Source organism: Pseudomonas sp. AL10 (assembly GCF_029960685.1).
GTDB classification, from domain to species: Bacteria; Pseudomonadota; Gammaproteobacteria; order Pseudomonadales; family Pseudomonadaceae; genus Aquipseudomonas; species Aquipseudomonas lactis.
On the sequence record NZ_JASBQZ010000003.1, the window covers coordinates 335,643 to 362,185 of the forward strand.

Sequence of the window (26,543 nt, forward strand, 5' to 3'; positions counted from 1 at the left end):
CGCCGATTCTTGATCAAGGAGCGAGCAAGTGGCTGAGATTCATTTGGACCCCGACGTGTTGTCGGACTTGCAGGAAGTCATGGAGAGCGAGTACCCGACGTTGCTCGACACCTTTATCGAGGACTCGCAAGAGCGCGTCGCAGCACTGCGCAAGGCTGGAGGCGACGCCAAAACGTTGGGGCGGATTGCCCACAGTTTCAAAGGCAGCAGCGGCAATCTAGGGGCGGTGCGTTTGGCCCAATTGTGTGAGTTGCTGGAGGCCGAGGCCGTCGAGGCGGCCTCGGATCTAAGTGCACTGGTTGATCAGATTGATCATGAGTTCGCGCTGGTCAAGCCACTGTATGAATGTAGGAGCGAGCTTGCTCGCGAAAAACGTCAACGATAACGCGTACTTCCTGGATGAATGCGGCGCCTGTGAGTTTTTCGCGAGCAAACTCGCTCCTACATTGAATCGGATATGTCCAGGCATTTTGTAAACCTGGCCCGACTCTTGCTCTACCTCCATAGACTGCATCCCCGACCCCCATGCAGTGGAGACCCTTACTTATGCCAGTCGCCCCCCATTCGCTCCTTCAGGCTGCCACCGCGGCCAAGCCTCAAGCGCCGGCCGCCACGCCTGCGGTAGCGCCTGCGGCCCCGCGGGACAAGGGCGCTGGCTTCGCTCAAGTGTTTGCCAAGCAAGCTGCCAAACCGCAGGCCAAGAGCGACGACGCGCCAGCCAAACCCGTGCGCGACAAAGCGGCTGAAGCCAGCGATAAACCTGCCGCCAGCGCGCCAGCGGTTGCCGATAGCGGCAATCCCTTGCCTGCCAAGCCGGCCAAGAGCGACGACCACGCTGACAGTGAAGGCGAGCCACCGGCCGACCCGTCCCTGGCGCAGCAACCGGTGGCCGACCCGGCGCTGGTTGCCACCGTAACGCCGGTGGCGGTCCCTGTGCCCGTACAAGCGCCTGCCGTCGCTGCCGAAGATGACCAGGCCCTGCCGCTCATCGCGGTGACCGAGGAGCCCAAGCAGCCGGCCTTCGACCCCGAGGCTGACCCGCTGGATTCGATGCCGGCCGTGCGCCTGGCGATGGAGCAGGGCGGTCACGTCTCGGCCAGCAGCCAGGCGCCGCAGAAAGCCGCGCCCACCACCCAGGACCAACCGACCGCTGCGCAGAACTTTGCCGCTGGCCTAGCCAACATGGTTGACCAGCAAGCCACCAAGGACAGCACCGACCAAGGCGGTGACAAGGCCTTCGGCGCGCTGATCGATGACGGCCTCAAGGACCTCAAGAACGCCAGCAGCGACACCCGTGTGGACGACTTCGCCAACCGCCTGGCGGCGCTCACCCAGGCGGCCACACCGAAAACCGCGAATGCCTTGCCGCCCGTCACCAATGCGCCCCTGGCCATGCACCAGAGCGGCTGGACCGAAGAGGTGGTCAACCGCGTGATGTACCTGTCCAGCGCCAACCTCAAGTCGGCCGAGATCCAGTTGCAGCCCGCTGAGCTGGGGCGCCTGGATATCAAGGTCAACATGACGGCGGATCAGCAAGCCCAGGTCAACTTCATGAGCGGCCATGCGGTGGTGCGTGAAGCGCTGGAGAGCCAGTCGGGGCGTTTGCGGGAGATGTTTGCCCAGCAGGGCATGGGGCAGGTGGATGTGAATGTCTCCGACCAATCGCGGGGGCAGGACCAGCAACAACAGCAGGGCCAGGCGCGGGGCGTCAGTGGCAGCGGCAGGCGTGCTGACAGCGGCGACGCCGGTGGCCCTGTGGACGTGGCCGAAGTGGCGGCGCCAGTGAGTCAGAGCGTGATTGGCTCCAGCGCGGTCGACTACTACGCCTGACTTCCTGTTCAAACCCGGTCAGTGTGGGAGCTGGCTGATCGTTCCCACGCTCTGCGTGGGAATGCCACCCCGGACGCTCCGCGTCCCGAAGTCGGCGATGTTTTCGACCGTTGCGCACGGTGACGCGTAGCGTCACAGGATGCATTCCCACGCAGAGCGTGGGAACGATCATCTTCCTGCGCCTGCCAGCCAACTCTGGCATAACACTTGCTCTTGCCTTGCCATAGATCTACGAATCCCCGAATAGTGACGGATTATTGGCATGGCGAAGAGCGACGACGCAGCAACTCCCCCCGCAGGCAAAGGCAAGCTCAAGCTGATCCTGTTGATTGTGCTGGGCCTGCTCCTGGCCATCGGCGCCTCGGTGGGCGGCACCTGGTACATCATGCACAGCAGTGCGAGCAAACCGGCGCCCGCCGCCGAAGCTGCCACCAACGTCAAGCAACCGGCAATCTTCGAGCAGATGCTTCCGGCCTTTGTCGCCAACTACAACCAGAATGGTCGCCAACGCTATCTGCAGGTGAGCATCACCTTGCTGGCGCGCAACCAGGCGGACCTCGATGCCCTCAAGGTGCATATGCCGGTGATCCGCAACAACCTGGTGATGCTGTTCTCCGGGCAGAGCTTCGACAGCCTGGCCACGCCCGTCGGCCAGGAAATGCTGCGCCAGAAGGTCACTGCCAGCGTGCAGGAAGTGGCCCAGAAAGAACTCGGCAAAGTCGTGGTCGAGCAGGCGCTCTTCACTAACTTCGTATTGCAGTAGGATCACGACATGGCCGTGCAAGACCTGCTGTCCCAGGATGAAATCGACGCGCTGTTGCATGGCGTGGACGATGGTCTGGTACAGACCGAAATGGCTGCCGAACCCGGCAGCGTCAAAAGTTATGACCTGACCAGCCAGGATCGCATCGTACGGGGGCGCATGCCGACCCTGGAGATGATCAACGAACGCTTTGCCCGCTACACCCGCATCAGCATGTTCAATATGCTGCGCCGCTCGGCGGACGTGGCCGTGGGCGGTGTGCAGGTGATGAAGTTCGGTGAATACGTGCACTCGCTGTACGTGCCCACGAGCCTCAACCTGGTCAAGATCAAGCCATTGCGCGGCACTGCGCTGTTTATCCTCGACGCCAAACTGGTGTTCAAGTTGGTGGACAACTTCTTCGGTGGCGACGGCCGTCACGCCAAGATCGAAGGGCGTGAATTCACCCCCACCGAACTGCGCGTGGTGCGCATGGTGCTGGAGCAGGCCTTCATCGACTTGAAGGAAGCCTGGCAGGCGATCATGGAAGTCAATTTCGAGTACATCAACTCGGAAGTGAACCCGGCCATGGCCAACATCGTCGGCCCCAGCGAAGCCATTGTGGTGTCGACCTTCCACATCGAACTCGATGGCGGTGGTGGCGACCTGCACGTGACCATGCCGTATTCGATGATCGAGCCGGTGCGCGAAATGCTCGACGCCGGTTTCCAGTCCGACCTCGACGACCAGGACGAACGCTGGGTCAAGGCCCTGCGCGAAGACCTGCTGGACGTCGACGTGCCGCTGAGCGCCACCGTGGCCCGCCGCCAGTTGCGCCTGCGGGATATTTTGCACATGGCGCCTGGGGACATCATCCCCGTCGACTTGCCGCAAGAGCTGATCATGCGCGCCAACGGCGTGCCGTCATTCAAGGTCAAGCTCGGTTCCCACAAGGGCAACCTGGCGCTGCAAGTGGTTGAGCCGATCAACCGCCGCTGATTCAACCCTAATTCATGATTGTTTGCTGCGCCGAGGACATGTAATGGCTACCGAACACGAAAACACTTCCGCCGAAGACCAGGCCCTGGCTGACGAGTGGGCTGCGGCCCTGGAAGAAACCGGCGATGTAGGCCAGGACGACATCGACGCGCTGCTGGCCGCCGACGCCGCCACCGCGCCGGCCGGCAACCGCCTGGCCATGGAAGAATTCGGCAGCGTGCCGAAGAACAACGACCCGGTGAGCCTCGACGGCCCGAACCTGGATGTGATCCTCGACATCCCGGTGTCGATTTCCATGGAAGTGGGCAGCACCGAAATCAACATCCGCAACCTGTTGCAGCTCAACCAGGGCTCTGTGATCGAGCTGGACCGCCTGGCCGGCGAGCCGTTGGACGTGCTGGTCAACGGCACCCTGATTGCCCATGGCGAGGTGGTGGTGGTCAACGAGAAGTTCGGCATCCGCCTGACCGACGTGATCAGCCCGAGCGAACGCATCAAGAAGTTGCGCTGAGATGAAGTACTCGATGGCGGGACTGTTGCTGGCGCTGCCATTGAGCGCCCTGGCGGCGGAGCCGGTGGCGCAGGTGGCTACGGCGCCAGCGGTCGGCAGCGTCGGCGGGCAGTTGACGCAACTGGTGCTGGGCCTGTTGCTGGTGATCGGCCTGATCTTCCTGCTGGCCTGGTTGATGCGCCGCGTGCAGCGCATCGGCCCGGGCAACGGCCAGGTGATCGAACTGGTGGGCTCGCGTGCCCTCGGCCCGCGTGACCGGCTGGTGCTGGTGCAGGTGGGCGAGGAGCAGATCCTGCTCGGCATCACCCCCGGCCGCATCACCCCGCTGCATGTACTCAAGACCCCGGTGGACGCGGTCAAGACCGAAGCCGCCACGCCAGAATTCGCCCAGCGCCTGATGGAGTTGCTGGGCAAGGATCAGAAGGATAAGAAGTAATGCGCGTTTTGTTGACGCTCATGCTGTTGCTGGCCGCGCCGATGGCCCTGGGCGCCGACCCGTTGTCGATCCCGGCGATCACCCTGGGCACCAATGCGGCGGGCGCGCAGGAATATTCGGTCAGCCTGCAGATCCTGCTGATCATGACGGCGCTGAGTTTTATCCCGGCGTTCGTCATGCTGATGACCAGCTTTACGCGGATCATCATCGTCTTCTCGATCCTGCGCCAGGCCCTGGGCCTGCAGCAGACGCCGTCGAACCAGATCCTCACCGGCATGGCGCTGTTTTTGACGCTGTTCATCATGGCGCCGGTGTTCGACAAGGTGAACCAGCAAGCCCTGCAACCTTATCTGGCAGAAAAGCTCACGGCCCAGGATGCCATCGACAAGGCTCAGGGCCCGATCAAGGACTTCATGCTGTCGCAAACCCGCTCCAGCGACCTTGAGCTGTTCATGCGCCTGTCCAAGCGCACCGACATCTCCACCCCGGACCAGGCACCGCTGACCATCCTGGTGCCGGCGTTCGTCACCTCTGAACTGAAGACCGCGTTCCAGATCGGCTTCATGATCTTCATCCCGTTCCTGATCATCGACCTGGTGGTGGCGAGCGTGTTGATGGCCATGGGTATGATGATGCTGTCGCCTTTGATCATCTCGTTGCCGTTCAAGATCATGCTGTTTGTGCTGGTGGACGGCTGGGCGCTGATCATTGGCACCCTGGCCGGCAGTTTCGGAGGGGTATAGCGCTATGACGCCAGAAGTCGCCGTCGACCTGTTCCGTGAAGCGCTGTGGCTGACCACCCTGATGGTTGCCGTGCTGGTGGTGCCGAGCCTGTTGGTCGGCCTGCTGGTGGCGATGTTCCAGGCGGCCACCCAGATCAACGAACAAACCTTAAGCTTCCTGCCGCGCCTGCTGGTAATGCTGGTGACCCTGATTGTCGCCGGCCCATGGCTGGTGCAAACCTTCATGGAATACATCCTGCAGTTGTATGGCAGTATTCCGCAGTTGATCGGCTGAGCCGATGCAATCCTTGCTGGCCTTGACCGACACCCAGATCAGTACCTGGGTGGCCTCGTTCATCCTGCCGCTGTTTCGCGTCACGGCCATGCTGATGGCTATGCCGGTGTTCGGCACCACCCTGGTACCGCGTCGCGTGCGCCTGTATTTTGCGGTGGCGATCACCGTGGTGATCGTGCCTGGCCTGCCGCCGATGCCGCCAGTGAACGCCCTCGACCTGAGCGCCTTGCTGCTGATTGCCGAGCAGATCCTGATCGGCGCCATGCTGGGGTTTTCCCTCACGTTGTTCTTCCAGGCGTTTGTGATCGCCGGGCAAATCATCTCGATCCAGATGGGCATGGGCTTCGCGTCCATGGTCGACCCTACCAACGGGGTGTCAGCGGCGGTGATCGGGCAGTTTCTGACCATGCTGGTGACCTTGCTGTTTCTGGCCATGAACGGTCACCTGGTGGCGTTCGAAGTCTTGACCGAAAGCTTCACCACCTTGCCGGTGGGCTCGGGGTTGGTGGTCAACCATTTCTGGGAGCTGGTGGGGCGCCTCGGTTGGGTGCTGGGCGCAGCGCTGTTGCTGGTGCTGCCGGCGATCACGGCGCTGCTGGTGGTCAATATCGCGTTTGGCGTGATGACCCGTGCGGCGCCGCAACTGAACATCTTCTCGATTGGCTTCCCCTTGACCCTGGTGTTGGGCATGGGGATTTTCTGGGTCGGCCTGGCTGACATTCTCAATCAGTATCAACCGCTTGCGAGCGAAGCCTTGCAGTTCTTACGTGATCTGGCACGGGCGCGCTGAGCCATGGCCGAGAGCGAGAGTGGTCAGGACAAAACAGAAGACCCCACGGAGAAACGTAAAAAGGACTCCAGGGAAAAGGGCGAGATCGCGCGCTCCAAAGAGCTCAACACCTTCGCCACCATGATCGCTGGCGCCGGCGCCTTGCTGATCTACGGCGGTGGCCTGGCGCTGGACCTGCTGGAGATGATGAAACATAACTTCAGCCTGCCGCGCGAAGTGTTGCTCAACCCCGACGCCATGGCCCAGTACCTGCTGCACTCGGGCAAGATCGCGTTGCTGGCGGTGCAGCCGATTCTGATCACCTTGTTGCTCGCCGCGCTGATCGGCCCGGTGGCTCTGGGCGGCTGGCTGTTTGCTGCGGGCAGCATGGCGCCCAAGTTCAGCCGCATGAACCCCGGGGCGGGGCTCAAGCGCATGTTTTCGGTCAAGGCCCTGGTGGAATTGCTCAAGGCCCTGGCCAAGTTTTTCCTGATTCTGTTCGTGGCCCTGGCGGTGTTGTCGTCCGACATCGACGACTTGTTGCGTATCGCCCATGAGCCGCTGGAGTCGGCGATCATCCACAGCGTGCAGGTGGTGGGCTGGAGCGCGCTGTGGATGGCGCTCGGGCTGATCCTGATCGCCGCCGTGGATGCGCCGATCCAGCTGTGGGAAAGCCACAAGAAACTGCTGATGACCAAGCAGGAAGTGCGCGACGAGCACAAGGACCAGGAAGGCCGGCCCGAGGTCAAGCAACGCATCCGCCAACTGCAGCGGGAAATGTCTCAGCGCAAGATGATGGCCTCGGTGCCCGACGCCGACGTGGTCATCACCAACCCGACCCACTACGCCGTGGCCCTCAAGTACGACCCCGAGAAAGGCGGCGCGCCGATGCTGCTGGCCAAGGGCAGCGACTTTACCGCGTTGAAAATCCGCGAAATCGCGGTGGCCAACGACATTCTGTTATTGGAGTCGCCAGCATTGGCGCGTTCGATTTTCTACTCCACCGATCTGGACCAGGAAATCCCGGCCGGCCTGTACCTGGCGGTGGCGCAGGTGTTGGCCTACGTGTACCAGATCCGCCAATACCGCGCCGGCAAGGGCAAGCGGCCTGATCCGCTCAAAGACCTGCCGATCCCGCCAGACCTGCGCCGCGATTCCTGACCGCTGCTGCCCACTGTAGGAGCGAGCTTGCTCGCGAAAAACTCCCCGTCGCCGCGTTCATCCTGACTCCCTGCGTTATCGTTACCCACCTTCGCGAGCAAGCTCGCTCCTACAACCTGTCAACTTTGACAGTAGCCAATACGCCGCCTTCACTGTTTGATACAGCGATGAGACGTGCAGCCCTGCACGACTCGGGAGGCGGTGATGGATAGGGGTACGGTCAGGTGGTTTGATGCGGTCAAAGGCATCGGCTTTATTGCCCGGGATCGCGATGGCAACCCGGTTGCCGTCCAATCGGCAGGCACGCAATGCAGTGATCTGCCACCCACCCCTGCCAAGCCGCGAAAACCCCGCAAGCGCAAAAATACATCGGATGCATGAATCGTCTGTTGCGCCACCGCTAGCACCTATCGGCAGCTCGCGTCTACCTGTCAACTCTGACAGTAGCCAAAGGATGTTTCCCGTTGTTCTATGACTGAACCAAACACTGCACGTATGTAGTTAACGAGAGGCAGGGAGAGCGGGATTGAAGGTGGCTACAGGGACTGTCAAATCCTATGACTGGATCAGGGGCGATTGGCTGATCGAATTGGATGAAGGGACTGAAGAGGTCTTCATCAATCGCAAGGATTGGCGTTGCACGGCGCTGTCGGTGGGTAAGCAACTGAGGTTTCAAATGGTCCATCGGCCCAAGGGCATCTATGCGTTGCCCGTCAGGGTGCATCACCGGGGTGGGTTGGGTTCTGAGTAAATGTAAGGAGAGCGGCAATGGCAATGGGTACTGTGAAATGGTTTAACGCGGATAAGGGGTATGGTTTTATTACACCGGATGATGGGAGTGCAGACGTGTTTGCCCATCACTCGGCTATTCAGACGAACGGGTACAAGAGCCTGGATGAGAACCAAAAAGTAGAGTTTGAAATCACACAAGGTCCAAAAGGCCGACAGGCTGCGAATATACGGCCAGTTTAAAAAACGAATCATGTGTGGGAGCTGGCTTGCCTGCGATGGCTGACTCACAGCCAATATCCCGGTGCCTGACACACCACAATCGCAGGCAAGCCAGCTACCACCCTTGTCCCGTATTATCCGCTGCTTGCTTTGCCCGCCATTGCTGCGCCAAGGTGCAAGCGATCAGCCAGTAACTGCGCCAGTTCGATCAACTGCGCAACGCCGAGCAATTCCTCTCGTTTCGAACCTTCCAGGTCCAAGGCCAGGTCACAGCTCAAGGCATTGGCCGAAGCGAGCGTTTCGCTGAGGTTGACCAGCAGGTCTTCGCTGCTGATGCCGTCGGCTACGGTAAACAGCCGGATGGGGGGATTTGGGGCGTGTTTGATCACTGTGAAGCTCCTTTTACTGAAAGGGAGAGGGTGCTTTTGCTCCTAGGTAATCCGGGCCGCGACGCCCGTCCGCTGCGTTTGCAGCGGTGTACGGAGACTAGAGAGCGAGTTTCCTAGGGGCAACCCCAAATCCTTGTCAGAAATTTCCTCAGCAATACCGGTTGCACACAAATCCAAATGTGGGAGCTGGCTTGCCTGCGATGACTGACTCACAGCCAATATCTGCGTGACTGACACACCGCCATCGCAGGCAAGCCAGCTCCCACACTTGAATGAGTTACCACCCGACGATCACCACAGAACCAAAGTTGGAAGGCTTCTTGCAACCCCGCCTCCAAGTCGCCCTCCAGCGTCAAAACTTTGCTTCAAGGACCCGAGGAATACCGGTGGTAGATCGCTCTCAAATGCTCAACACGGCCCGTGGCACCCTGACTGACTTGTCGCGGGGCAATCTGGGTGTGCCGTTGTTGTTGCTGGTGATGCTGGCAATGATGATGTTGCCGATGCCGCCGTTCCTGCTCGACGTGTTCTTTACCTTCAACATTGCCCTGTCCGTCGTAGTCCTGCTGGTGTGCGTGTACGCCCTGCGGCCGCTGGATTTTGCGGTATTCCCGACGATTCTGCTGGTGGCGACCCTGTTGCGCCTGGCATTGAACGTGGCTTCCACGCGGGTGGTGATGCTCCACGGCCAGGACGGCCACGCGGCCGCCGGTAAGGTGATCCAGGCGTTCGGTGAGGTGGTGATCGGCGGTAACTACGTGGTTGGTATCGTGGTGTTTGCGATCCTGATGATTATCAACTTCGTGGTGGTGACCAAGGGCGCTGGGCGGATTTCCGAGGTGAGCGCGCGGTTTACCCTCGACGCCATGCCCGGCAAGCAGATGGCCATCGACGCCGACCTCAACGCCGGCCTGATCGACCAGAACCAGGCCAAGTCGCGCCGGGCCGAAGTTGCCCAGGAAGCCGAGTTCTACGGCTCCATGGACGGTGCCAGCAAGTTTGTGCGCGGTGACGCCATCGCCGGCCTGTTGATCCTGTTCATCAACCTGATCGGCGGCGTGGCCGTCGGTATGTTCCAGCACGGCATGACATTCGGTGATGCCGGCAAGGTCTACGCCTTGCTGACCATCGGTGACGGTTTAGTGGCGCAATTGCCATCACTGTTGTTATCCACAGCGGCGGCCATCATGGTCACCCGTGCTTCGGGCTCCGAAGACATGGGCAAGCAGATCAGCCGGCAGATGTTCGCTTCGCCCAAGGCTCTGGCCGTGGCGGCGGGCATCATGGCGATCATGGGCATCGTGCCGGGCATGCCGCACTTCTCGTTCCTGAGCATGGCGGCCCTGGCGGGTGGCGCGGCCTACCTGTTCTGGAAGAAGCAGAACCAGGTCAAGGTCCAGGCCGAGCAGGAGATCGCGCGTCAACAGGAGCTGCTGCCATCTCCGGCCCGTGCCCAGGAAACCAAGGAGCTGGGCTGGGACGACGTCACGCCCATCGACATGATCGGCCTGGAAGTCGGCTACCGCCTGATCCCGCTGGTCGACCGCAACCAGGGCGGGCAATTGCTGGCGCGGATCAAGGGCGTGCGCAAGAAGCTGTCCCAGGACCTGGGCTTCCTGATGCCCACCGTGCATATTCGCGACAACCTCGACCTGGCCCCCAGCGCCTACCGCCTGACCCTGATGGGCGTGATCCTGGCCGAAGCCGAGATCTACCCAGACCGCGAACTGGCGATCAACCCGGGGCAAGTGTTCGGTACGCTCAACGGCATCACCGCCAAAGATCCGGCTTTCGGCCTGGAAGCGGTGTGGATCGAAGTGAGCCAGCGCAGCCAGGCGCAGTCTTTGGGTTACACCGTGGTGGATGCCAGCACCGTGGTCGCCACGCACCTCAACCAGATTCTCTACAAGCACTCCCACGAGTTGATCGGTCACGAGGAAGTCCAGCAATTGATGGGCTTGCTGGCCAAATCTTCGCCGAAACTGGCCGAAGAACTGGTGCCGGGCGTGTTGTCGCTGTCGCAGTTGCTCAAGGTGTTGCAAGCGCTGTTGGCCGAACAGGTGCCCGTGCGCGACATTCGCAGCATTGCCGAGGCCATCGCCAACAATGCCGCCAAGAGTCAAGATACTGCCGCTCTGGTGGCGGCGGTGCGTGTCGGCGTGTCCCGCGCAATCGTGCAAAGCATTGTAGGGACTGAGTCCGAGCTGCCTGTGATCACCTTGGAACCCAGGTTGGAACAAATATTGCTCAATAGTATTCAGAAGGCAGGGCAAGGCCAGGAAGAGGGCGTTTTACTGGAGCCAAGCATGGCTGAAAAGCTGCAGCGTTCGTTGATCGACGCCGCACAGCGCCAGGAAATGCAGGGCAACCCGGTGATCCTGCTGGTGGCCGGCCCGGTTCGCGCGATGTTGTCGCGGTTCGGACGCCTGGCTGTACCGAATTTGCACGTGTTGGCTTACCAGGAAATTCCTGACAATAAGCAAGTGACTATCGTCGCGACAGTTGGGCCCAATGGCTGAGGTAGTGGGTTATGCAAGTTAAGCGTTTTTTCGCCGCCGATATGCGTCAGGCCATGAAATTGGTCCGCGATGAGCTGGGCGCCGATGCCGCGATTATCGGTAACCGTCGGATTGCCGGCGGTGTCGAGCTGACGGCTGCCCTGGATTACACACCCCAGGCGCTGGCCCCGCGCGTACCGAACATGGAACTCGAAGACGAGCTGCGCAAGACCGCCTCGCGCATTGTGTCGGCCCAGGCTGAACTGAGCATGCGTGGCGACAGCGATGCCAGCACCAATCGCCAGTTGTTTGCCGGCCTGCCGCTGACCGCCGCCGAGCCGCTGGTTGAGCCCTCCTTTGTCGAACCGCCGCGTCCTGCAGCGCCTGCCCCGGCTGCCGCAGTTGACCAGCGTGTGATCGATTCGATGCGTTTTGAACTCAACGGCCTGCGTGAATTGCTCGAAGTGCAGCTGGGCTCGCTGGCCTGGACCCAACTGCAAGGCAGCAAGCCGCAGCAAGCCAACCTGTGGCGTCGCCTGCAGCGTATCGGCCTGTCCGGCCCGTTGTCCCGCGACCTGCTGGCCTTGACCGCTGAAGTCGAAGAGCCCCGCCAGGCCTGGCGCATGCTGCTGGCGCACTTGGCGCGCATGATCGCCACGCCGGAAATCGAACCCCTGGAAGAGGGCGGTGTGATCGCCATGGTCGGCCCCGCCGGCATGGGCAAGACCACCACCCTGGCCAAGCTGGCTGCCCGTTATGTGCTCAAGTACGGCGCGCAGAATATCGCGCTGGTGAGCATGGACAGTTACCGCATCGGCGCCCAGGAGCAGCTCAAGACCCTGGGTCGCATCCTCAACGTGCCGGTGACTCATGTCGACCCGGGCCAGTCCCTGGCCAATGCCCTCGACCCGCTGCTGCGCAAGCGCGTGGTGCTGATCGACACCGCCGGCCTGCAAGCCAGCGACCCGGCCCTGCGCATGCAACTCGAAAGCCTGGCCGGCCGTGGCATAAAATCGAAAAATTACCTGGTGCTTGCAACCACCAGCCAGAAACAGGTTCTTACCGCTGCCTATCATAGCTACAAGCGTTGCGGCCTGGCCGGCTGCATCCTCACCAAGCTCGACGAAACCGCGAGCCTGGGCGAGGTATTGAGCCTGGCCATCAGCCATGAATTACCGGTTGCCTACCTCACCGACGGGCCGCGGATCCCGGATGATCTGCATCTGCCGCGCCGTCATCAGTTGGTCAGCCGTGCCGTGAGTGTGCAAATGCAAGACGAGCCTAGCGAGGAAGCGATGGCCGATATGTTCGCCGACCTTTACCACCACCCGGCTAAACGGGTGGGTTGAGGCAGGATGAACACCGTGAAATGTACCTACATCGATGGTCTGCAAGCGATTCACGCGGCCAAGCCATGTAGCCTGCGTCTAAGCAAGACAAGGTAAAGAAATAAAATGGGCAGCATGCATCCCGTACAGGTGATCGCGGTGACCGGCGGCAAAGGTGGCGTCGGGAAAACTAACGTGTCAGTGAATTTGTCCCTGGCCCTGGCAGAGCTTGGCCGTCGCGTCATGCTGCTGGATGCTGACCTGGGCTTGGCGAACGTGGACGTTCTGCTGGGGCTGACACCCAAACATACCCTGGCCGATGTAATCGAGGGCCGCTGTGAGCTGCGCGATGTGCTGCTCCAGGGCCCCGGAGGCATCCGCATCGTGCCGGCGGCCTCGGGCACCCAGAGCATGGTGCACCTGAGCCCCGCGCAGCATGCCGGGTTGATCCAGGCGTTCAGCGACATCGGCGACAACCTCGACGTGCTGGTGATCGACACCGCCGCCGGCATTGGCGAATCCGTGGTCAGCTTTGTGCGCGCTGCGCAAGAAGTGCTGCTGGTGGTGTGCGACGAACCCACCTCGATCACCGATGCCTACGCGCTGATCAAACTGCTTAACCGTGACTACGGCATGAACCGCTTTCGCGTGCTGGCCAACATGGCCCAGAGCCCGCAGGAAGGGCGCAACCTGTTCGCCAAGTTGACCAAGGTCACGGATCGCTTCCTCGATGTGGCTTTACAATACGTCGGCGCAGTTCCCTATGACGAGTGTGTGCGCAAGGCCGTGCAAAAGCAGCGTGCGGTCTATGAAGCGTTCCCTCGTTCGAAATGTGCACTGGCGTTCAAGGCCATTGCCCAGAAGGTCGATACCTGGCCGTTGCCCGCCAACCCGCGGGGGCATCTGGAGTTTTTCGTCGAGCGTTTGGTGCATCAGACGAGCGCAGGACCGGTGCTATGACATCCAGCGGCTACAACCTTTACAAAAAGTCGGCACGTGACAGCCAGGGCGAATTGATCGAGCGCTATGCGCCGTTGGTCAAGCGCATTGCCTATCACCTGTTGGCGCGCCTGCCCGCGAGTGTGCAGGTCGAAGACTTGATCCAGGCCGGCATGATCGGCTTGCTTGAAGTGTCGACCAAATACGACGCCAGCAAGGGTGCCAGTTTCGAAACGTATGCGGGTATCCGTATCCGTGGCGCGATGCTCGATGAAGTCCGTAAAGGCGATTGGGCGCCGCGTTCGGTACACCGCAATACGCGCATGGTCAGTGATGCAATTCGTGCAATTGAAGCAAAAACCGGTCGTGACGCTAAAGATCATGAAGTTGCGGCCGAACTCCAATTGAGTCTCGACGATTACTACGGGATTTTGAACGATACCTTGGGCAGCCGCCTGTTCAGTTTCGACGACCTTTTACAGGACGGCGAACACGAAGGGCTGCACGAGGACGGCGCGAGCGCGCATACGGAGCCGTCGCGCGACCTGGAAGATGAACGTTTCCAGGGCGCGTTGGCCGATGCAATCGCCAATCTGCCGGAGCGTGAGCGGCTGGTGCTGGCGCTGTACTACGACGAAGAGCTGAACCTCAAGGAAATCGGTGAGGTCCTGGGGGTCAGCGAATCGCGTGTCAGCCAGTTGCATAGCCAGTGCGCAGCCCGCTTGCGGGGGCGATTGGCCGAGTGGCGCGCGCGCTGACAGGCAGTGTGGGGACACTGCAGACGCTACCGTGAAACCGCAGGGTTTTGCGGGTGAGTACCGTGGTGCCCTGGGCAGTCCTTTTTGTGTAACGCCTGTTGATTGAAATGGCGCGTCCAGGTGCTGGGCGCGTTTAAGACTGCTTGGAGGTCGAATTGGACAAGAACATGAAAATCCTCATCGTTGATGACTTCTCAACGATGCGGCGGATCATTAAAAACCTGTTGCGTGACCTTGGGTTCACCAACACGGTCGAGGCGGATGACGGCCTGACGGCCATTCCGATCCTCAACAGCGGGAGCATCGACTTTCTGGTGACCGACTGGAACATGCCGGGCATGACCGGTATCGACCTGCTGCGCCATGTGCGCGCCGATGAAAAACTGCGCAGCTTGCCTGTGCTGATGGTGACCGCCGAAGCCAAGCGTGAACAGATCATCGAAGCCGCCCAAGCCGGGGTCAACGGTTACGTGGTCAAGCCATTCACGGCACTGGCCTTGAAAGAGAAGATCGAGAAAATCTTCGAACGCATCCACGGCTAATGCCATCGCGGGGGAGCTATGGAGCATAACGAAACGTCACAGGGCGACTTTGAGTCGACCCTGAAAAAACATGCTCACCAGTTGGTCGACAGCCTGGAAAAAGGCCAGTTCGCCGATGCGGTGCAGTTGATCCATGAGCTTAACCAGACCCGTGACCGCGGCCTGTACCAGGAAGTGGGCAAGCTCACACGCGAGCTGCACAGCGCAATCGTCAATTTCCAGATTGACCCGCGCATGCCCCAGGCCGAAGAAATTTCCCAGATCACCGATGCCACTGAGCGCCTGTCCTATGTGGTCAGGCTGACTGAGGCGGCGGCCAACCGCACCATGGACCTGGTGGAAAACGCCACGCCCCTGGTCAATGGCATGGCCACCGAAGCCCAGGCCTTGAGCCAGGACTGGGGCCGCTTCATGCGCCGCGAAGTCGGTGCTGAAGAGTTTCGTGAATTGGCGCGTCGCGTCGACGGGTTCTTGTCGCGCAGCGAACAGGAAAACCGCACGGTGGCCAGCAACCTCAACGACATCCTGCTGGCCCAGGATTACCAGGACCTTACCGGCCAGGTGATCAAGCGCGTGACCCAGTTGGTCACCGAAGTGGAAAGCAACTTGCTCAAATTGGTGCTGATGGCCGGCCAGGTCGATCGTTTTGCCGGCATCGAACATGACCGCGAAGCGATCCTCTCGGAAAAAGATCCACAAAAACATCTCGCCAAGGGTGAAGGTCCGCAGATTCATGCCGATAAACGTGAAGACGTTGTGTCAGGTCAGGATGACGTAGATGACCTGTTATCCAGTTTAGGCTTCTAAGGAGCACCCACATGAGCTTCGGCGCCGATGAAGAAATCCTTCAGGATTTCCTTGTAGAGGCCGGCGAAATTCTAGAGCAACTGTCCGAACAACTGGTCGAGCTGGAAAGCCGACCGGATGATGCGAACCTGCTCAATGCAATTTTTCGCGGTTTTCACACTGTAAAAGGGGGCGCCGGCTTCCTCCAGCTCCATGAGCTGGTGGAGTGCTGTCACATCGCCGAGAACGTGTTCGACATCCTGCGCAAGGGTGAGCGTCACGTCGACTCGGAACTGATGGACGTGATTCTCGAAGCACTGGATGCGGTCAACGGCATGTTCAGCCAGGTGCGTGAACGTGCGCCTGTCACCGCCGCCACACCGGAACTGCTGGCCGCCCTGGCGCGCCTGGCCGAACCTGCCGACACCGCGGCTGCGCCGGTGGTCGAGGCCGCGCCTGAGCCGGTGGCGCAAGCCGAGCCGGACGTGACCGACAGCGAGTTCGAACAACTGCTCAACTCCCTCAGCGCGGTCAAGGCCGAAGCTGAATCGCCGGTGCAGCCTGCCGCGACGCCGAGCAGTGAAGACATTACCGACGCTGAGTTCGAGTCGTTGCTCGACCAGTTGCACGGCAAAGGCCAGTTCGCAGCAGATGCCGTGGCACCGCCTGCGGCAGCGCCAGAAGCACCCGCTGCCAACGCCAGCACCGACATTACCGACGACGAATTCGAGGCACTGCTCGACCAACTGCATGGCAAAGGCACCTTTGTGGCCGAAGCCCTGCCCGAGGTTGCAGCGACTGCCGCCGCCGCTGCGCCAGCGGCCAGTACCGCACCGGCCGGTGACGGGTTGATCTCCGACCACGAATTCGAAGCCCTGCTCGACGAGTTGCACGGCAAAGGCAAGTTCAGCGAAGTGGCCCCGGCCGCTGCCGCCCCGGTTGCAGCGCCAGCCGCTGCTACTGCGGCACCGGTTGCAGCCAAACCTGCGCCGGCTGCCAAGCCAGCACCCGCCGCCGCCCCTGCGCGTGCAGCGGCGCCGGCTGTTGCGGAAAAGCCCGCCAGCGAAGCCGAAACCACCGTGCGTGTGGATACCGCGCGCCTGGACGACATCATGAACATGGTGGGCGAACTGGTGCTGGTGCGTAACCGTCTGGTGCGCCTGGGCCTGAACAGCGGCGACGAAGCCATGCAGAAGGCCGTGTCGAACCTTGACGTGGTCACCGCCGACCTGCAAACCGCGGTGATGAAAACGCGGATGCAGCCGATCAAGAAAGTCTTCGGCCGTTTCCCACGCCTGGTTCGCGACCTGGCGCGCCAGCTCAAGAAAGAAATCAACCTGGAACTGGTGGGCGAAGAAACCGACCTCGACAAAAACCTTGTCGAGGCCCTGGCCGACCCGCTGGTCCACTTGGTGCGCAACGCGGTCGACCACGGCGTAGAAACCCCGGAAGAACGCGAAGCCGCCGGCAAGTCCCGCAACGGCAAAGTGATTTTGGCGGCGGAGCAAGAGGGCGACCACATCCTGCTGTCGATCACCGATGACGGCAAAGGCATGGACCCGACCATCTTGCGCAATATCGCGGTCAAGCGCGGTGTGATGGACAAGGACGCCGCCGACCGCCTGACCGACACCGAGTGCTACAACCTGATCTTCGCCCCGGGGTTTTCGACCAAGACCGAGATCTCCGACGTGTCCGGGCGTGGCGTGGGCATGGACGTGGTGAAGACCAAGATCAGCCAGCTCAACGGCTCGATCAATATCTACTCGACCAAGGGCCAGGGCTCCAAGATCGTCATCAAGGTGCCGTTGACTCTCGCGATCATGCCGACCCTGATGGTGATGCTGGGCAACCAGGCGTTCGCCTTCCCGCTGGTCAACGTCAACGAGATCTTCCACCTCGACCTGTCGCGCACCAACGTGGTGGACGGCCAGGAAGTGGTGATCGTGCGCGACAAAGCGTTGCCGCTGTTCTACCTCAAGCGTTGGCTGGTGGCCTCGGCTGCCCATGAAGAACAGCGCGAAGGCCATGTGGTAATTCTGTCCGTGGGCACCCAGCGCATCGGCTTTGTGGTCGACCAACTGGTGGGCCAGGAAGAAGTGGTGATCAAGCCTTTGGGCAAGATGCTGCAGGGCACCCCAGGCATGTCGGGCGCAACCATTACCGGTGACGGTCGCATCGCACTGATTCTCGATGTTCCGAGCATGCTCAAGCGTTACGCCGCACGGCGTATTTGATTCTGGTGGGGCAGGGCGGTCATGCCCGCCCCGCCTAACGGAGTGTTTATGGCAGTCAAGGTCCTGGTGGTGGACGATTCGGGTTTCTTCCGCCGCCGCGTCTCGGAAATTCTTTCCGCTGATCCAACGATCCAGGTGGTCGGCACGGCCACTAACGGCAAAGAGGCGATCGATCAAGCCATTGCCTTGAAGCCGGACGTGATCACCATGGACTACGAGATGCCGATGATGGATGGCATCACGGCCGTGCGCCACATCATGCAACGCTGCCCCACACCGGTATTGATGTTTTCCTCGCTGACTCACGAAGGCGCGCGGGTGACCCTCGACGCCTTGGACGCCGGCGCGGTGGATTTTTTGCCGAAGAATTTCGAAGACATCTCGCGCAACCCCGACAAGGTCAAGCAGATGCTGTGCGAGAAGGTGCACAGCATTTCCCGCAGTAACCGTCGCAGCCTGTTCAGCACACCCGCGCCAGCCCCTACGCCTGCGCCCGCCGCAGCGGCGCCGAGCTCATCGTTTGCGCGCCCGGCGCCTGCGCCCGTGGCCCGGCCTGCGGTAGCGCCGGTACGTGCCGCCGCAGCGCCGAGTGCGCATTCGCCGGCACCCAAGCGCAAGGCTTACAAGCTGGTCGCCATCGGCACCTCCACCGGTGGCCCGGTGGCCTTGCAGCGGGTGCTGACCCAACTGCCGGCTAACTTCCCGGCGCCGATTGTGCTGGTACAACACATGCCGGCGGCGTTCACCAAGGCGTTCGCCGAGCGCCTGGACAAGCTGTGCCGTATCACCGTCAAGGAAGCCGAGGATGGCGACATCCTGCGCCCTGGCCTGGCACTGCTGGCGCCGGGCGGCAAGCAGATGATGGTGGACGGGCGTGGCGCGATCAAAATCCTGCCGGGCGATGAGCGCCTGAACTACAAACCGTGCGTGGACATCACCTTCGGTTCGGCGGCCAAGTCCTACGGCGACAAAGTTCTGGCGGTGGTGCTCACCGGCATGGGCGCCGACGGCCGTGAAGGCGCGCGCCTGCTCAAGCAGGGCGGCAGCGCGATCTGGGCCCAGGACGAAGCCAGTTGTGTGATCTATGGCATGCCCATGGCCATCGTCAAGGCTGACCTGGCCGATGCGGTCTACAGCCTGGACGACATCGGCAAGCACCTGGTGGAGGCCTGCCTCTGATGGATGTCTTGAGCCTGATCGGGATCACCATGGCGTTTGTCGCCATCATTGGTGGCAACTACCTGGAAGGCGGCCACCTCGGCGCCTTGGCCAACGGCCCGGCAGCCCTGATCGTGATCGGTGGTACCGTGGGTGCGGCGTTGTTGCAGTCGCCCCTGAGCTCGTTCAAGCGTGCCATGCAGATTCTGGTGTGGATCATTTTTCCGCCACGGGTCGACCTGGCAGGCGGCATCGACCGCGTGGTCAATTGGAGCCTCACCGCCCGCAAGGAAGGCCTGCTGGGCCTGGAAGGCGTGGCGGATGCCGAGCCTGACAGCTACGCGCGCAAGGGCCTGCAACTGTTGGTCGATGGTGCCGAACCGGAAGCGATCCGCAGTATCCTCGAAGTGGATTTCTACACCCAGGAAAGCCGTGACATCAATGCGGCCAAAGTCTTTGAAAGCATGGGCGGCTACGCGCCGACCATCGGCATTATCGGTGCGGTGATGGGCCTGATCCACGTGATGGGCAACCTGGCCGACCCCTCGCAACTGGGCAGCGGCATTGCCGTGGCGTTTGTCGCGACCATCTACGGCGTGGCCAGTGCCAACCTGGTGTTGCTGCCGGTGGCCAGCAAGCTCAAGTCGATTGCCATGCGCCAGTCGCGTTATCGCGAAATGCTGCTTGAAGGCATCCTGTCGATTGCCGAGGGCGAAAACCCGCGCTCCATCGAATTGAAGCTTCAGGGCTTCATGGATTGATGCACATGAGCACCCGTACCCCCGTAGGAGCGAGCTTGCTCGCGAAGAACCCGAGAGCGCCGCGTGCATTCAGGATGCCCGCGTTTTCGTTAACGATCTTCGCGAGCAAGCTCGCTCCTACAGTGGGGTGGGTGTGTGGGGGGGAGTGTCTGTGAGCCGTCGCCGTCGCGAGCCTGAAGAACACGTCAATCATGAGCGCTGGCTGGTGTCCTACGCGGACTTCATCACCTTGCTGTTCGCGTTTTTTGTGGTGATGTACTCGATCTCGTCGATCAACGAAGGCAAGTACAAGATCATTTCCCAGGCGCTGGTGGGTGTATTCAACGATTCCGAGCGGGCGCTCAAGCCGATCCCCATCGGCGAAGAGCGGCCCAAGACCGTGACCCCGGCCAAGCCTCTGGTCAATGACAGTGATGAAACCGCCGCCGGCATCCAAGGCACCAGCGACCCGCTCAAAAGCATCGCCGACGATATCAGTGCTGCCTTTGGCGACTTGATCAGTTCCAACCAGATGACCGTGCGCGGCAATGAGCTGTGGGTGGAGATCGAATTGAACTCCAGCCTGTTGTTCGCCAGTGCCGATGCGTTGCCCAGTGACCAGGCATTCACCATCATCGACAAGGTCGCGGCAATCCTCAAACCGTTTGAAAACCCGATCCACGTGGAAGGCTTCACCGACAATTTCCCTATCAGCACTGCGCAGTATCCGACCAACTGGGAACTGTCCTCGGCCCGTGCGTCGAGCATCGTGCGCATGTTGGCCATGCAGGGCGTGAACCCCCAGCGCCTGGCGTCGGTGGGCTATGGTGAATTCCAGCCGGTGGCCAATAACGCCACGGTCGAAGGCCGCGCCCGTAACCGCCGGGTGGTGCTGGTGGTCTCGCGCAACCTGGATGTGCGTCGCAGCCTGACCGGAACCGGCACCGCCAATGCCACCCCGGATGCGGCGTTGAAGCGTGCTGGCACACAAACTGCACCGCCCGTTGTCAAGCCGCCGGTCCGACCGAGTAACGTCAATTCTCCGTCGCCGGCTCAATAACCGTATGCAATGTCTCGGTCGCGCCTGTGCCCGCCGGGAGGAACCAACCGAATGAGAGTCTGGGCAGTTGCCAATCAAAAGGGTGGAGTCGGCAAGACCACCACTTCCATCGCCTTGGCCGGTTTGCTGGCCGAAGCGGGCAAGCGTGTGGTCGTGGTCGACCTGGACCCCCACGGTTCCATGACCAGCTATTTCGGCTACGACCCGGATGCGCTGGAACATAGTTGCTATGACCTGTTTTTGCACAAGGGCAGCGTGCCGGCGGATCTGCCTGGGCAACTGCTGTTGCCCACCAGCAACGACAGTATTTCCCTGCTGCCGTCGAGCACCGCCCTGGCCACCCTGGAGCGCCAGTCGCCAGGCCAGAGCGGCCTGGGCCTGGTGATCGCCAAGACCCTGGCGCAGCTTTGGCAGGACTTCGATTACGCGATCATCGACAGCCCGCCGTTGCTCGGCGTGCTGATGGTCAACGCGTTGGCGGCCAGCCAGCAATTGGTGATCCCGGTGCAGACCGAGCACTTGGCGGTCAAGGGCCTGGAGCGCATGGTCAGCACCCTGGCGATGATCAACCGCTCGCGCAAGCAGGCGCTGCCGTTCAGCATCGTGCCGACCTTGTTCGACCGTCGCACTCAGGCGTCCCTCGGTACCTTGCGCGTGTTGCGCGATGCCTACCCGGACACCATCTGGAACGGCTACATCCCGGTGGACACGCGCCTGCGTGACGCCAGCCGTGCCGGGCTCACACCGTCGCAGTTCGACGGCAAGAGCCGTGGCGTGCTGGCCTACCGTGCGTTGCTCAAGCACCTGCTGTCGCAACAACTTGTGGCGCAGGTGGCGTGATGAACCGTCCTGTCCAATTCAAGACCCGGCCGCAACTCGCACTGGAATCCTACCTGGATGCCTTGCTGCAGGACGCGACGGCCGAGGAACTGCCAGAACCGATTCTGGTGCTTGAGCCTGCTGTTGAGCCCGACAGCCCGCTGGATGAATTCCAGCAGGCAGTGATGGAAGAGCAGGCGCGGGATGCGAAGGGGGTGGAGGCGCCCGTCGTGGTGCCGAGCGCTCCGGCAGTGGTGGCGCCCCCGGTGGTCGAACCGCTGGTGGACGTGCACCTGCCGCCCAGCATCACGCCGCCACCGGTGACGGGCGACGGTCGCCCTTCGTGGGCTGCCGAGCCGTTCGAGTGCCTGCTGTTCGACGTCGCCGGGTTGACCCTGGCGGTGCCGTTGGTGTGCCTGGGCTCGATCTATTCCCTGGAAGGCCAGGAGCTGACGCCGTTGTTCGGGCAGCCAGAGTGGTTCCTCGGCATCCTGCCCAGCCAGGCCGGCAACCTCAAGGTGCTGGACACGGCGCGCTGGGTGATGCCCGACCGCTACCGCGATGATTTTCGCCAGGGCCTGCAATACGTGATCTCCGTGCAGGGCTACGAGTGGGGGCTGGCAGTGCATCAAGTCAGCCGCTCGTTGCGCCTGGACCCCAATGAAATCAAATGGCGCAGCCACCGTGGCCAGCGGCCGTGGTTGGCGGGCACTGTGATCGAACACATGTGCGCGTTGCTGGATGTCGCCGAACTGGCCGAGTTGATCGCCAGCGGTGCGGTGAAGGCGATGCCACAGAACAAACGCAGTTGATTGAACAATAAGGGCCGTGCGGTTGCGCGGCCCACTTGCACACACGCCGTCGATAGCGGCATTTGAAGGGGTCAGATGAATGAACAAGTCAGCGTCCGCACAAGGTTTGGATGATCCGATCCTGCAATGGGTGACCTTCAAGCTGGACAACGAAACCTACGGCATTAACGTGATGCGCGTGCAGGAAGTGCTGCGCTACACCGAGATCGCCCCGGTTCCAGGCGCGCCAAGCTACGTGCTGGGCATCATCAACCTGCGCGGCAACGTGGTGACGGTGATCGACACCCGCCAGCGTTTCGGCCTGGACACGGTTGAAGTCAGCGACAACACCCGTATCGTGATCATCGAGGCCGACAAGCAAGTGGTCGGCATCCTGGTCGACAGCGTGGCCGAGGTGGTTTACCTGCGCCAATCGGAAGTGGAAACCGCACCGAACGTCGGTAACGAAGAGTCGGCCAAGTTCATCCAGGGCGTGTGCAACAAGAACGGCGAACTGCTGATTCTGGTTGAGCTGGACAAGATGATGAGCGAAGAAGAGTGGTCGGAACTGGAGAGCATCTGATTGTTCCTTGAGGCAGCGGTGATTGTCCTGGCCCTGTTATGGGCCGGGACCTTGGCGTTTGTGCTGCGCTATGTGCGCCAGCAGCGGGAGTTGGCCTTGCAACAGGCCGAGCGCGATGCGGTGCGTGACCGGCGCATTCTGGAACTGGTCAAGCGCGTTGATCATTACCAGCAAAGTGCGGTGCGGGTGGGGGATGAGGTGCATGAACTGCGTGCGATGCTTGCGCCGTTGCCGGACAGGTTGGTGCAGTTGGAGCAGCGTGATCCGTCGAACCTGTCGTTTGCCCAGGCGGCCAAGCTGGTTGGCATGGGGGCGACGGTGGATGAGCTGACCCAGTCGTGTGGGTTGACCCAGGCTGAGGCGCAGTTGATGAGCAAGTTGCACAAGAGCTGATTCTCGACGCGGCCTGGCCGCCGCAGCGATCCAACTGTGGGAGCTGGCTTGCGATGACGGCCTGCCAGCCGCCCCATATCTACCTGACACCCCACAATCCAACTGTGGGAGCTGGCTTGCCTGCGATGACGGCCTACCAGCCGACATCTATCTACCTGATACCCCACAATCCAACTGTGTGCGGGCTTGCTCGCGAAGGCGGCCTGAGATCAAAAGCAGATCAAGATCAAGAGCGGCTCGCTTCGCATCGTGGTTACCGTTGGGTGGCAGATTTGAGATGTTTGTCGATTGAGCTGCCGCCATCGCAGGCAAGCCAGCTCCCACAATTTTGATCTGTGTACTTCAATCAATTTTCTTCAGCCCACAGACTTTTCCTGTTCCTCAAAGGTCAACATCCTTCAAGCACCTAGACCCAGGAGATACCCTCAAATGACCGCCCCCAAAGCCCTGTTGATCCTTCACGGCAAACAAGCCCTCAACGAGGATGTGCGCGCTGCCGTGCTGGCGCGGCGGGAGCAGGGTGGGGAGTTGGCCGTGCGGGTGACGTGGGAGGGCGGCGATGCTCAGCGCCTGGTCAATGAAGCCTTGGCCGCGGGCTACACCCACATCATTGCCGGCGGTGGCGACGGCACCTTGCGCGATGTGGCTGAAGCCATGGCCCATGCCAACACTGATGCCAGCCTGGTGCTGATGCCGCTGGGCACCGCCAATGATTTCGCCAAGGCGGCCGGCGTGCCGTTGGAGCCGGCTGGTGCGTTGGCCTTGCTGGACGTGCAGCCCAGGGCCATCGACCTTGGCCAGGTGGGTGGGCAAATCTTCCTGAATATGGCCACCGGTGGTTTTGGCAGCCAGGTCACGGCCAATACCTCCGAAGATTTGAAGAAGGTTTTGGGCGGTGCCGCTTATCTGTTCACCGGTTTATCCCGCTTCAGTGAATTGAAAGCCGCCTACGGTGAATTGGAAGGCCCGGATTTCCATTGGAAAGGCGAGTTGCTCGCGCTGGGCATCGGTAACGGTCGCCAGGCCGGTGGCGGGCATGTGTTGTGCCCCGGTGCATTGGCTGATGACGGGCTGCTGGATGTCAGCATTCTGCCGGCGCCCCAGGAAGTGGTTGGCACGCTGCGTGAGTTGATGAACAACGGCTGGGGCCTGGACACCATGTTTGTGCGCGCACGCCTGCCGTGGGTGAAGATCAAGGTGGCGCAGGGCTTGTACATCAACCTCGACGGTGAGCCGCTGGAAGGCGACGACCTGCATTTCGAGGCACTGCCCCAGGCCCTGCGCGTGCACTTGCCGCTGGGCTCGCCGTTAGTCGTCCAGGCTGATGATCTGCTCACGCACGGCAAATAACACCAGACCCGCCACGTCAAAAATCTGCAAGCGCTTCATGATCTGCGAGCGGTGGGCTTCGACGGTCTTGATGCTCAGCCCCAGGCCGTGGGCAATTTCCCGGGTGGATTTGCCGCGCACGATCAAGCGCAAAATCTCCAGTTGCCGCGCCGTCAGGTTGTGGCTGTGGGCGACAGGCGCGTTGGGGACCTGGCTACGGATCAGCGCCTGGTTGATCACTGTGTGGGCGATGGCGGGGCTCAGGTAGCGTTCGTTGTTGCGCAGGGCCAGCAGGGCGTGTTCCAGCTCATTGGCGGTGGTGTCCTTGAGCAGGTAGCCGTGGGCGCCGGACTCCAGTGCGCGCATGATAAGGTCCGGCTCGGTGTGCATCGACAGAATCAGTACCTTGCACGTGGGGTAAAAACGCTTGAGTTGCTGCAAGGCATTCAGCCCGCCGGTGTGCTTCATCGACAGGTCGAGCAGCACGATATCCGGCTGCAAGGCACTGTATTGCTCCAGCAATTGCGCGCCATCGCTGGCTTCGCCGATGACGCTGTAGCCGGGAATATCCAGAATCAGCGCGCGCACGCCGGCGCGAATCAGTGCGTGGTCGTCTACCAGGAGTAAATTGCAGGTCACTCGAGAACCTTAGGGGCGCTAGCCCGTTCGAGAGCGCGGGGCGCCCAAGGGAAAAGTGCGTTGATGCGTGTACCTTTGCCGGGCTCGCTGCTGACGGAAAAGGAGCCTCCCAGCTGGTGTGTTCGTTCGCACATACCGGCCATGCCCCGTTGGCCTTCCCGGCCCGGATCGAGGGCAGGCAAGAACCCCTGGCCGTCATCGCAGATCATCAGCGACAAGCCTTCAGGCAGGCGTTGCAGACGCACCAGCAGGTTGCGCGCCTTTGCATGGCGAAGCATGTTGGTCACCGCTTCCTGAGTGACGCGAAAGGCCGCCACGGCCATTTCTTCGGGGATGCCGGTGAGCCGTTGCTGGCACTCCAGGCTCCAGCACACCTGGGTGTTTTCCAGGGCCTTGAGCAGGTGCGCGCGCAGGCTGGCTTCCAGGCCCAGGCTGGTCAGTTGGCGCGGGTTGAGGATGGCGGATACGTCACGTACCTTGGCCAGGGTTTCATTGAGGGTATTGCACAGCACCGAGCAATGGTTTTGCAGATCCTGGGGCAGGCGGCGCTGCAGCCATTCACTTTGCAGCTTGGCGGCTGTCAGTAACTGGCCGATGTCATCATGCAGTTCGCGGCTGAGCCGGTGACGTTCGTTCTCCTGAACTTGCAGCAGGCGGGCGGCCAGTTCCTGGGGCTCGAACTTGATAGCTCTGCGCGAGCGCCACTGTTGCAGGCCCACCACCATCAGCGTGGCGAGGTTGAGCAGCACGATCAGCAATGGCAGCGGCGCGCCCATCAGATAGGCCCACAGGCTGGCCAACAACGAGCACAGGCACAGCGAAAGGGCAAGGTGGCACGCGTGGCTGCGGGACAAGGACCTGACGATAAGTGACTTGAAACTGGCGTACATAGCGGATGGAGCCAATGAGGGTTCACTGCGGGGAGGCCGGTTGACCGGGCTCTGTTTGGAGTGCGCTGCCAAATCGTTTTTAAGCCTGTTGAAGTTAAATCACTTCGGGGGCGCATAGTAACACCCCTATTAGCGTTGGTCGTCTGATTGGGTTATGACCCACGCGAGTACTCTGGGCGGGCACCCCAGAGTTCAAAATGGAAAGTTGTATTAATGAAGTTGGTTTGTATCGTTATTGCATTGATAGC

30 protein-coding genes and 1 pseudogene are annotated in these 26,543 nt (G+C 61.4%); 27 read left to right on the top strand and 4 right to left on the bottom strand.

Features of this window, described 5'->3' with window-relative positions:
• The first annotated feature begins 28 nt into the window (after positions 1 to 28).
• From QK296_RS05980 to QK296_RS06035, 12 genes are all read left to right on the top strand, one after another.
• The gene (locus QK296_RS05980) at positions 29 to 385 is read left to right on the top strand and encodes an Hpt domain-containing protein (protein WP_057709783.1); all 357 of its coding nucleotides are present in this window, start codon (positions 29 to 31) and stop codon (positions 383 to 385) included.
• Between the two features lie 161 nt (positions 386 to 546).
• Complete coding sequence (locus QK296_RS05985; protein WP_057709784.1) at positions 547 to 1,830, top strand: flagellar hook-length control protein FliK; 1,284 nt, start codon at positions 547 to 549, stop codon at positions 1,828 to 1,830.
• Between the two features lie 262 nt (positions 1,831 to 2,092).
• Positions 2,093 to 2,593, top strand: coding sequence for a flagellar basal body-associated protein FliL (fliL, locus tag QK296_RS05990; protein ID WP_003192946.1), 501 nt, complete (start codon positions 2,093 to 2,095; stop codon positions 2,591 to 2,593).
• A gap of 9 nt (positions 2,594 to 2,602) precedes the next feature.
• Positions 2,603 to 3,571: a flagellar motor switch protein FliM gene (gene fliM, locus QK296_RS05995; protein ID WP_003192943.1), complete on the top strand. Its 969-nt coding sequence runs from the start codon at positions 2,603 to 2,605 to the stop codon at positions 3,569 to 3,571.
• 43 nt (positions 3,572 to 3,614) lie between these two features.
• On the top strand, positions 3,615 to 4,082 hold the full coding sequence (gene fliN / locus QK296_RS06000; protein ID WP_003192941.1) for a flagellar motor switch protein FliN: 468 nt from the start codon (positions 3,615 to 3,617) through the stop codon (positions 4,080 to 4,082).
• 1 nt (position 4,083) lies between these two features.
• The gene (gene fliO / locus QK296_RS06005) at positions 4,084 to 4,518 is read left to right on the top strand and encodes a flagellar biosynthetic protein FliO (RefSeq protein WP_169855988.1); all 435 of its coding nucleotides are present in this window, start codon (positions 4,084 to 4,086) and stop codon (positions 4,516 to 4,518) included.
• Positions 4,518 to 5,261, top strand: coding sequence for a flagellar type III secretion system pore protein FliP (fliP, locus tag QK296_RS06010; RefSeq protein ID WP_181282796.1), 744 nt, complete (start codon positions 4,518 to 4,520; stop codon positions 5,259 to 5,261). Before fliO ends, fliP begins: the two co-directional genes overlap by 1 nt.
• A 4-nt stretch (positions 5,262 to 5,265) precedes the next feature.
• Complete coding sequence (gene fliQ, locus QK296_RS06015; RefSeq protein WP_003192936.1) at positions 5,266 to 5,535, top strand: flagellar biosynthesis protein FliQ; 270 nt, start codon at positions 5,266 to 5,268, stop codon at positions 5,533 to 5,535.
• Between the two features lie 4 nt (positions 5,536 to 5,539).
• Positions 5,540 to 6,325 (top strand): flagellar biosynthetic protein FliR, encoded by a 786-nt coding sequence (gene fliR, locus QK296_RS06020; protein ID WP_003192935.1) that lies wholly within the window; start codon positions 5,540 to 5,542, stop codon positions 6,323 to 6,325.
• A 3-nt stretch (positions 6,326 to 6,328) separates the two neighbouring features.
• Positions 6,329 to 7,465: a flagellar biosynthesis protein FlhB gene (gene flhB, locus QK296_RS06025; protein WP_003192934.1), complete on the top strand. Its 1,137-nt coding sequence runs from the start codon at positions 6,329 to 6,331 to the stop codon at positions 7,463 to 7,465.
• 532 nt (positions 7,466 to 7,997) lie between these two features.
• Positions 7,998 to 8,216, top strand: coding sequence for a cold shock domain-containing protein (locus QK296_RS06030; RefSeq protein WP_244175815.1), 219 nt, complete (start codon positions 7,998 to 8,000; stop codon positions 8,214 to 8,216).
• A gap of 17 nt (positions 8,217 to 8,233) precedes the next feature.
• Positions 8,234 to 8,437, top strand: coding sequence for a cold-shock protein (locus QK296_RS06035; protein ID WP_057709786.1), 204 nt, complete (start codon positions 8,234 to 8,236; stop codon positions 8,435 to 8,437).
• A gap of 113 nt (positions 8,438 to 8,550) precedes the next feature.
• Here the strand turns inward: QK296_RS06035 and QK296_RS06040 are convergent, their stop codons facing one another.
• Complete coding sequence (locus QK296_RS06040; RefSeq protein WP_282390702.1) at positions 8,551 to 8,805, bottom strand: DUF6124 family protein; 255 nt, start codon at positions 8,803 to 8,805, stop codon at positions 8,551 to 8,553.
• A 404-nt stretch (positions 8,806 to 9,209) separates the two neighbouring features.
• Between QK296_RS06040 and flhA the strand changes: the two genes are divergently transcribed.
• The 9 genes from flhA to QK296_RS06085 all read left to right on the top strand — a co-directional run bounded on the left by flhA (position 9,210) and on the right by QK296_RS06085 (position 19,812).
• Positions 9,210 to 11,324, top strand: coding sequence for a flagellar biosynthesis protein FlhA (gene flhA / locus QK296_RS06045; protein WP_169856175.1), 2,115 nt, complete (start codon positions 9,210 to 9,212; stop codon positions 11,322 to 11,324).
• An 11-nt stretch (positions 11,325 to 11,335) separates the two neighbouring features.
• On the top strand, positions 11,336 to 12,652 hold the full coding sequence (gene flhF / locus QK296_RS06050; RefSeq protein WP_137205356.1) for a flagellar biosynthesis protein FlhF: 1,317 nt from the start codon (positions 11,336 to 11,338) through the stop codon (positions 12,650 to 12,652).
• Between the two features lie 105 nt (positions 12,653 to 12,757).
• Positions 12,758 to 13,591 (top strand): flagellar synthesis regulator FleN, encoded by an 834-nt coding sequence (gene fleN / locus QK296_RS06055; protein ID WP_003192912.1) that lies wholly within the window; start codon positions 12,758 to 12,760, stop codon positions 13,589 to 13,591.
• Positions 13,588 to 14,328: an RNA polymerase sigma factor FliA gene (gene fliA / locus QK296_RS06060; RefSeq protein WP_003192909.1), complete on the top strand. Its 741-nt coding sequence runs from the start codon at positions 13,588 to 13,590 to the stop codon at positions 14,326 to 14,328. Before fleN ends, fliA begins: the two co-directional genes overlap by 4 nt.
• Positions 14,329 to 14,495: 167 nt before the next feature.
• A complete protein-coding gene (locus tag QK296_RS06065; protein ID WP_003192908.1) occupies positions 14,496 to 14,870 on the top strand; it encodes a chemotaxis response regulator CheY in 375 nt (124 codons plus the stop codon).
• Positions 14,871 to 14,888: 18 nt separating this feature from the next.
• Positions 14,889 to 15,677, top strand: coding sequence for a protein phosphatase CheZ (locus QK296_RS06070; protein ID WP_003192906.1), 789 nt, complete (start codon positions 14,889 to 14,891; stop codon positions 15,675 to 15,677).
• 11 nt (positions 15,678 to 15,688) lie between these two features.
• A complete protein-coding gene (locus QK296_RS06075) occupies positions 15,689 to 17,893 on the top strand; it encodes a chemotaxis protein CheA (protein WP_282390703.1) in 2,205 nt (734 codons plus the stop codon).
• A gap of 48 nt (positions 17,894 to 17,941) precedes the next feature.
• Positions 17,942 to 19,072, top strand: a complete 1,131-nt coding sequence (locus QK296_RS06080; RefSeq protein WP_003192904.1) for a chemotaxis response regulator protein-glutamate methylesterase — start codon at positions 17,942 to 17,944, stop codon at positions 19,070 to 19,072.
• A complete protein-coding gene (locus QK296_RS06085; protein WP_003192902.1) occupies positions 19,072 to 19,812 on the top strand; it encodes a flagellar motor protein in 741 nt (246 codons plus the stop codon). The genes QK296_RS06080 and QK296_RS06085 overlap by 1 nt, the downstream gene beginning before the upstream one ends.
• Here the strand turns inward: QK296_RS06085 and QK296_RS06090 are convergent.
• Positions 19,811 to 19,921, bottom strand: a pseudogene (locus tag QK296_RS06090) (outer membrane lipoprotein carrier protein LolA); the annotation flags it as partial. The gene QK296_RS06085 and the pseudogene QK296_RS06090 sit on opposite strands and share 2 nt — an antisense overlap.
• Positions 19,922 to 19,963: 42 nt before the next feature.
• Between QK296_RS06090 and motD the strand changes: the two are divergent.
• The 6 genes from motD to yegS all read left to right on the top strand — a co-directional run bounded on the left by motD (position 19,964) and on the right by yegS (position 24,787).
• Entirely contained in the window at positions 19,964 to 20,851 is an 888-nt protein-coding gene (gene motD, locus QK296_RS06095) for a flagellar motor protein MotD (protein WP_034136106.1), read from the top strand.
• A gap of 51 nt (positions 20,852 to 20,902) precedes the next feature.
• Positions 20,903 to 21,691 carry a ParA family protein gene (locus QK296_RS06100; protein WP_003192898.1) on the top strand — a complete coding sequence of 263 codons (789 nt, stop codon included), beginning with the start codon at positions 20,903 to 20,905 and terminating at the stop codon, positions 21,689 to 21,691.
• A complete protein-coding gene (locus QK296_RS06105) occupies positions 21,691 to 22,482 on the top strand; it encodes a CheW domain-containing protein (protein ID WP_034136105.1) in 792 nt (263 codons plus the stop codon). The genes QK296_RS06100 and QK296_RS06105 overlap by 1 nt, the downstream gene beginning before the upstream one ends.
• A gap of 79 nt (positions 22,483 to 22,561) precedes the next feature.
• A complete protein-coding gene (locus tag QK296_RS06110; RefSeq protein WP_003192896.1) occupies positions 22,562 to 23,044 on the top strand; it encodes a chemotaxis protein CheW in 483 nt (160 codons plus the stop codon).
• A complete protein-coding gene (locus tag QK296_RS06115) occupies positions 23,045 to 23,437 on the top strand; it encodes a DUF2802 domain-containing protein (protein ID WP_003192894.1) in 393 nt (130 codons plus the stop codon).
• A gap of 429 nt (positions 23,438 to 23,866) precedes the next feature.
• The gene (yegS, locus tag QK296_RS06120; RefSeq protein ID WP_003192893.1) at positions 23,867 to 24,787 is read left to right on the top strand and encodes a lipid kinase YegS; all 921 of its coding nucleotides are present in this window, start codon (positions 23,867 to 23,869) and stop codon (positions 24,785 to 24,787) included.
• Here the strand turns inward: yegS and QK296_RS06125 are convergent.
• Together QK296_RS06125 and QK296_RS06130 are read right to left on the bottom strand one after the other, a co-directional pair.
• Positions 24,746 to 25,405 (bottom strand): response regulator transcription factor, encoded by a 660-nt coding sequence (locus tag QK296_RS06125; protein WP_094773739.1) that lies wholly within the window; start codon positions 25,403 to 25,405, stop codon positions 24,746 to 24,748. The two genes, yegS and QK296_RS06125, sit on opposite strands and share 42 nt — an antisense overlap.
• Complete coding sequence (locus tag QK296_RS06130) at positions 25,402 to 26,295, bottom strand: sensor histidine kinase (protein WP_282390709.1); 894 nt, start codon at positions 26,293 to 26,295, stop codon at positions 25,402 to 25,404. The genes QK296_RS06125 and QK296_RS06130 overlap by 4 nt, the downstream gene beginning before the upstream one ends.
• Between the last annotated feature and the right edge of the window lie 248 nt (positions 26,296 to 26,543).

Excerpts from the sequence above, each read along its gene's own strand:
- QK296_RS06080 (WP_003192904.1), top strand. The coding sequence starts at position 17,942 with ATGGCAGTCAAGGTCCTGGTGGTGGACGATTCGGGTTTCTTCCGCCGC.
- fliN (WP_003192941.1), top strand. The coding sequence starts at position 3,615 with ATGGCTACCGAACACGAAAACACTTCCGCCGAAGACCAGGCCCTGGCT.
- fliO (WP_169855988.1), top strand. The coding sequence starts at position 4,084 with ATGAAGTACTCGATGGCGGGACTGTTGCTGGCGCTGCCATTGAGCGCC.
- fliL (WP_003192946.1), top strand. The coding sequence starts at position 2,093 with ATGGCGAAGAGCGACGACGCAGCAACTCCCCCCGCAGGCAAAGGCAAG.
- fliR (WP_003192935.1), top strand. The coding sequence starts at position 5,540 with ATGCAATCCTTGCTGGCCTTGACCGACACCCAGATCAGTACCTGGGTG.
- fliQ (WP_003192936.1), top strand. The coding sequence starts at position 5,266 with ATGACGCCAGAAGTCGCCGTCGACCTGTTCCGTGAAGCGCTGTGGCTG.
- flhF (WP_137205356.1), top strand. The coding sequence starts at position 11,336 with ATGCAAGTTAAGCGTTTTTTCGCCGCCGATATGCGTCAGGCCATGAAA.
- QK296_RS06035 (WP_057709786.1), top strand. The coding sequence starts at position 8,234 with ATGGCAATGGGTACTGTGAAATGGTTTAACGCGGATAAGGGGTATGGT.
- QK296_RS06070 (WP_003192906.1), top strand. The coding sequence starts at position 14,889 with ATGGAGCATAACGAAACGTCACAGGGCGACTTTGAGTCGACCCTGAAA.
- QK296_RS06105 (WP_034136105.1), top strand. The coding sequence starts at position 21,691 with ATGAACCGTCCTGTCCAATTCAAGACCCGGCCGCAACTCGCACTGGAA.
- QK296_RS06065 (WP_003192908.1), top strand. The coding sequence starts at position 14,496 with ATGAAAATCCTCATCGTTGATGACTTCTCAACGATGCGGCGGATCATT.
- QK296_RS06075 (WP_282390703.1), top strand. The coding sequence starts at position 15,689 with ATGAGCTTCGGCGCCGATGAAGAAATCCTTCAGGATTTCCTTGTAGAG.
- yegS (WP_003192893.1), top strand. The coding sequence starts at position 23,867 with ATGACCGCCCCCAAAGCCCTGTTGATCCTTCACGGCAAACAAGCCCTC.
- QK296_RS06100 (WP_003192898.1), top strand. The coding sequence starts at position 20,903 with ATGAGAGTCTGGGCAGTTGCCAATCAAAAGGGTGGAGTCGGCAAGACC.
- fliM (WP_003192943.1), top strand. The coding sequence starts at position 2,603 with ATGGCCGTGCAAGACCTGCTGTCCCAGGATGAAATCGACGCGCTGTTG.
- fliA (WP_003192909.1), top strand. The coding sequence starts at position 13,588 with ATGACATCCAGCGGCTACAACCTTTACAAAAAGTCGGCACGTGACAGC.
- flhB (WP_003192934.1), top strand. The coding sequence starts at position 6,329 with ATGGCCGAGAGCGAGAGTGGTCAGGACAAAACAGAAGACCCCACGGAG.
- QK296_RS05985 (WP_057709784.1), top strand. The coding sequence starts at position 547 with ATGCCAGTCGCCCCCCATTCGCTCCTTCAGGCTGCCACCGCGGCCAAG.
- fliP (WP_181282796.1), top strand. The coding sequence starts at position 4,518 with ATGCGCGTTTTGTTGACGCTCATGCTGTTGCTGGCCGCGCCGATGGCC.
- QK296_RS06130 (WP_282390709.1), bottom strand. The coding sequence starts at position 26,295 with ATGTACGCCAGTTTCAAGTCACTTATCGTCAGGTCCTTGTCCCGCAGC.
- fleN (WP_003192912.1), top strand. The coding sequence starts at position 12,758 with ATGGGCAGCATGCATCCCGTACAGGTGATCGCGGTGACCGGCGGCAAA.
- flhA (WP_169856175.1), top strand. The coding sequence starts at position 9,210 with ATGCTCAACACGGCCCGTGGCACCCTGACTGACTTGTCGCGGGGCAAT.
- QK296_RS06110 (WP_003192896.1), top strand. The coding sequence starts at position 22,562 with ATGAACAAGTCAGCGTCCGCACAAGGTTTGGATGATCCGATCCTGCAA.
- QK296_RS06085 (WP_003192902.1), top strand. The coding sequence starts at position 19,072 with ATGGATGTCTTGAGCCTGATCGGGATCACCATGGCGTTTGTCGCCATC.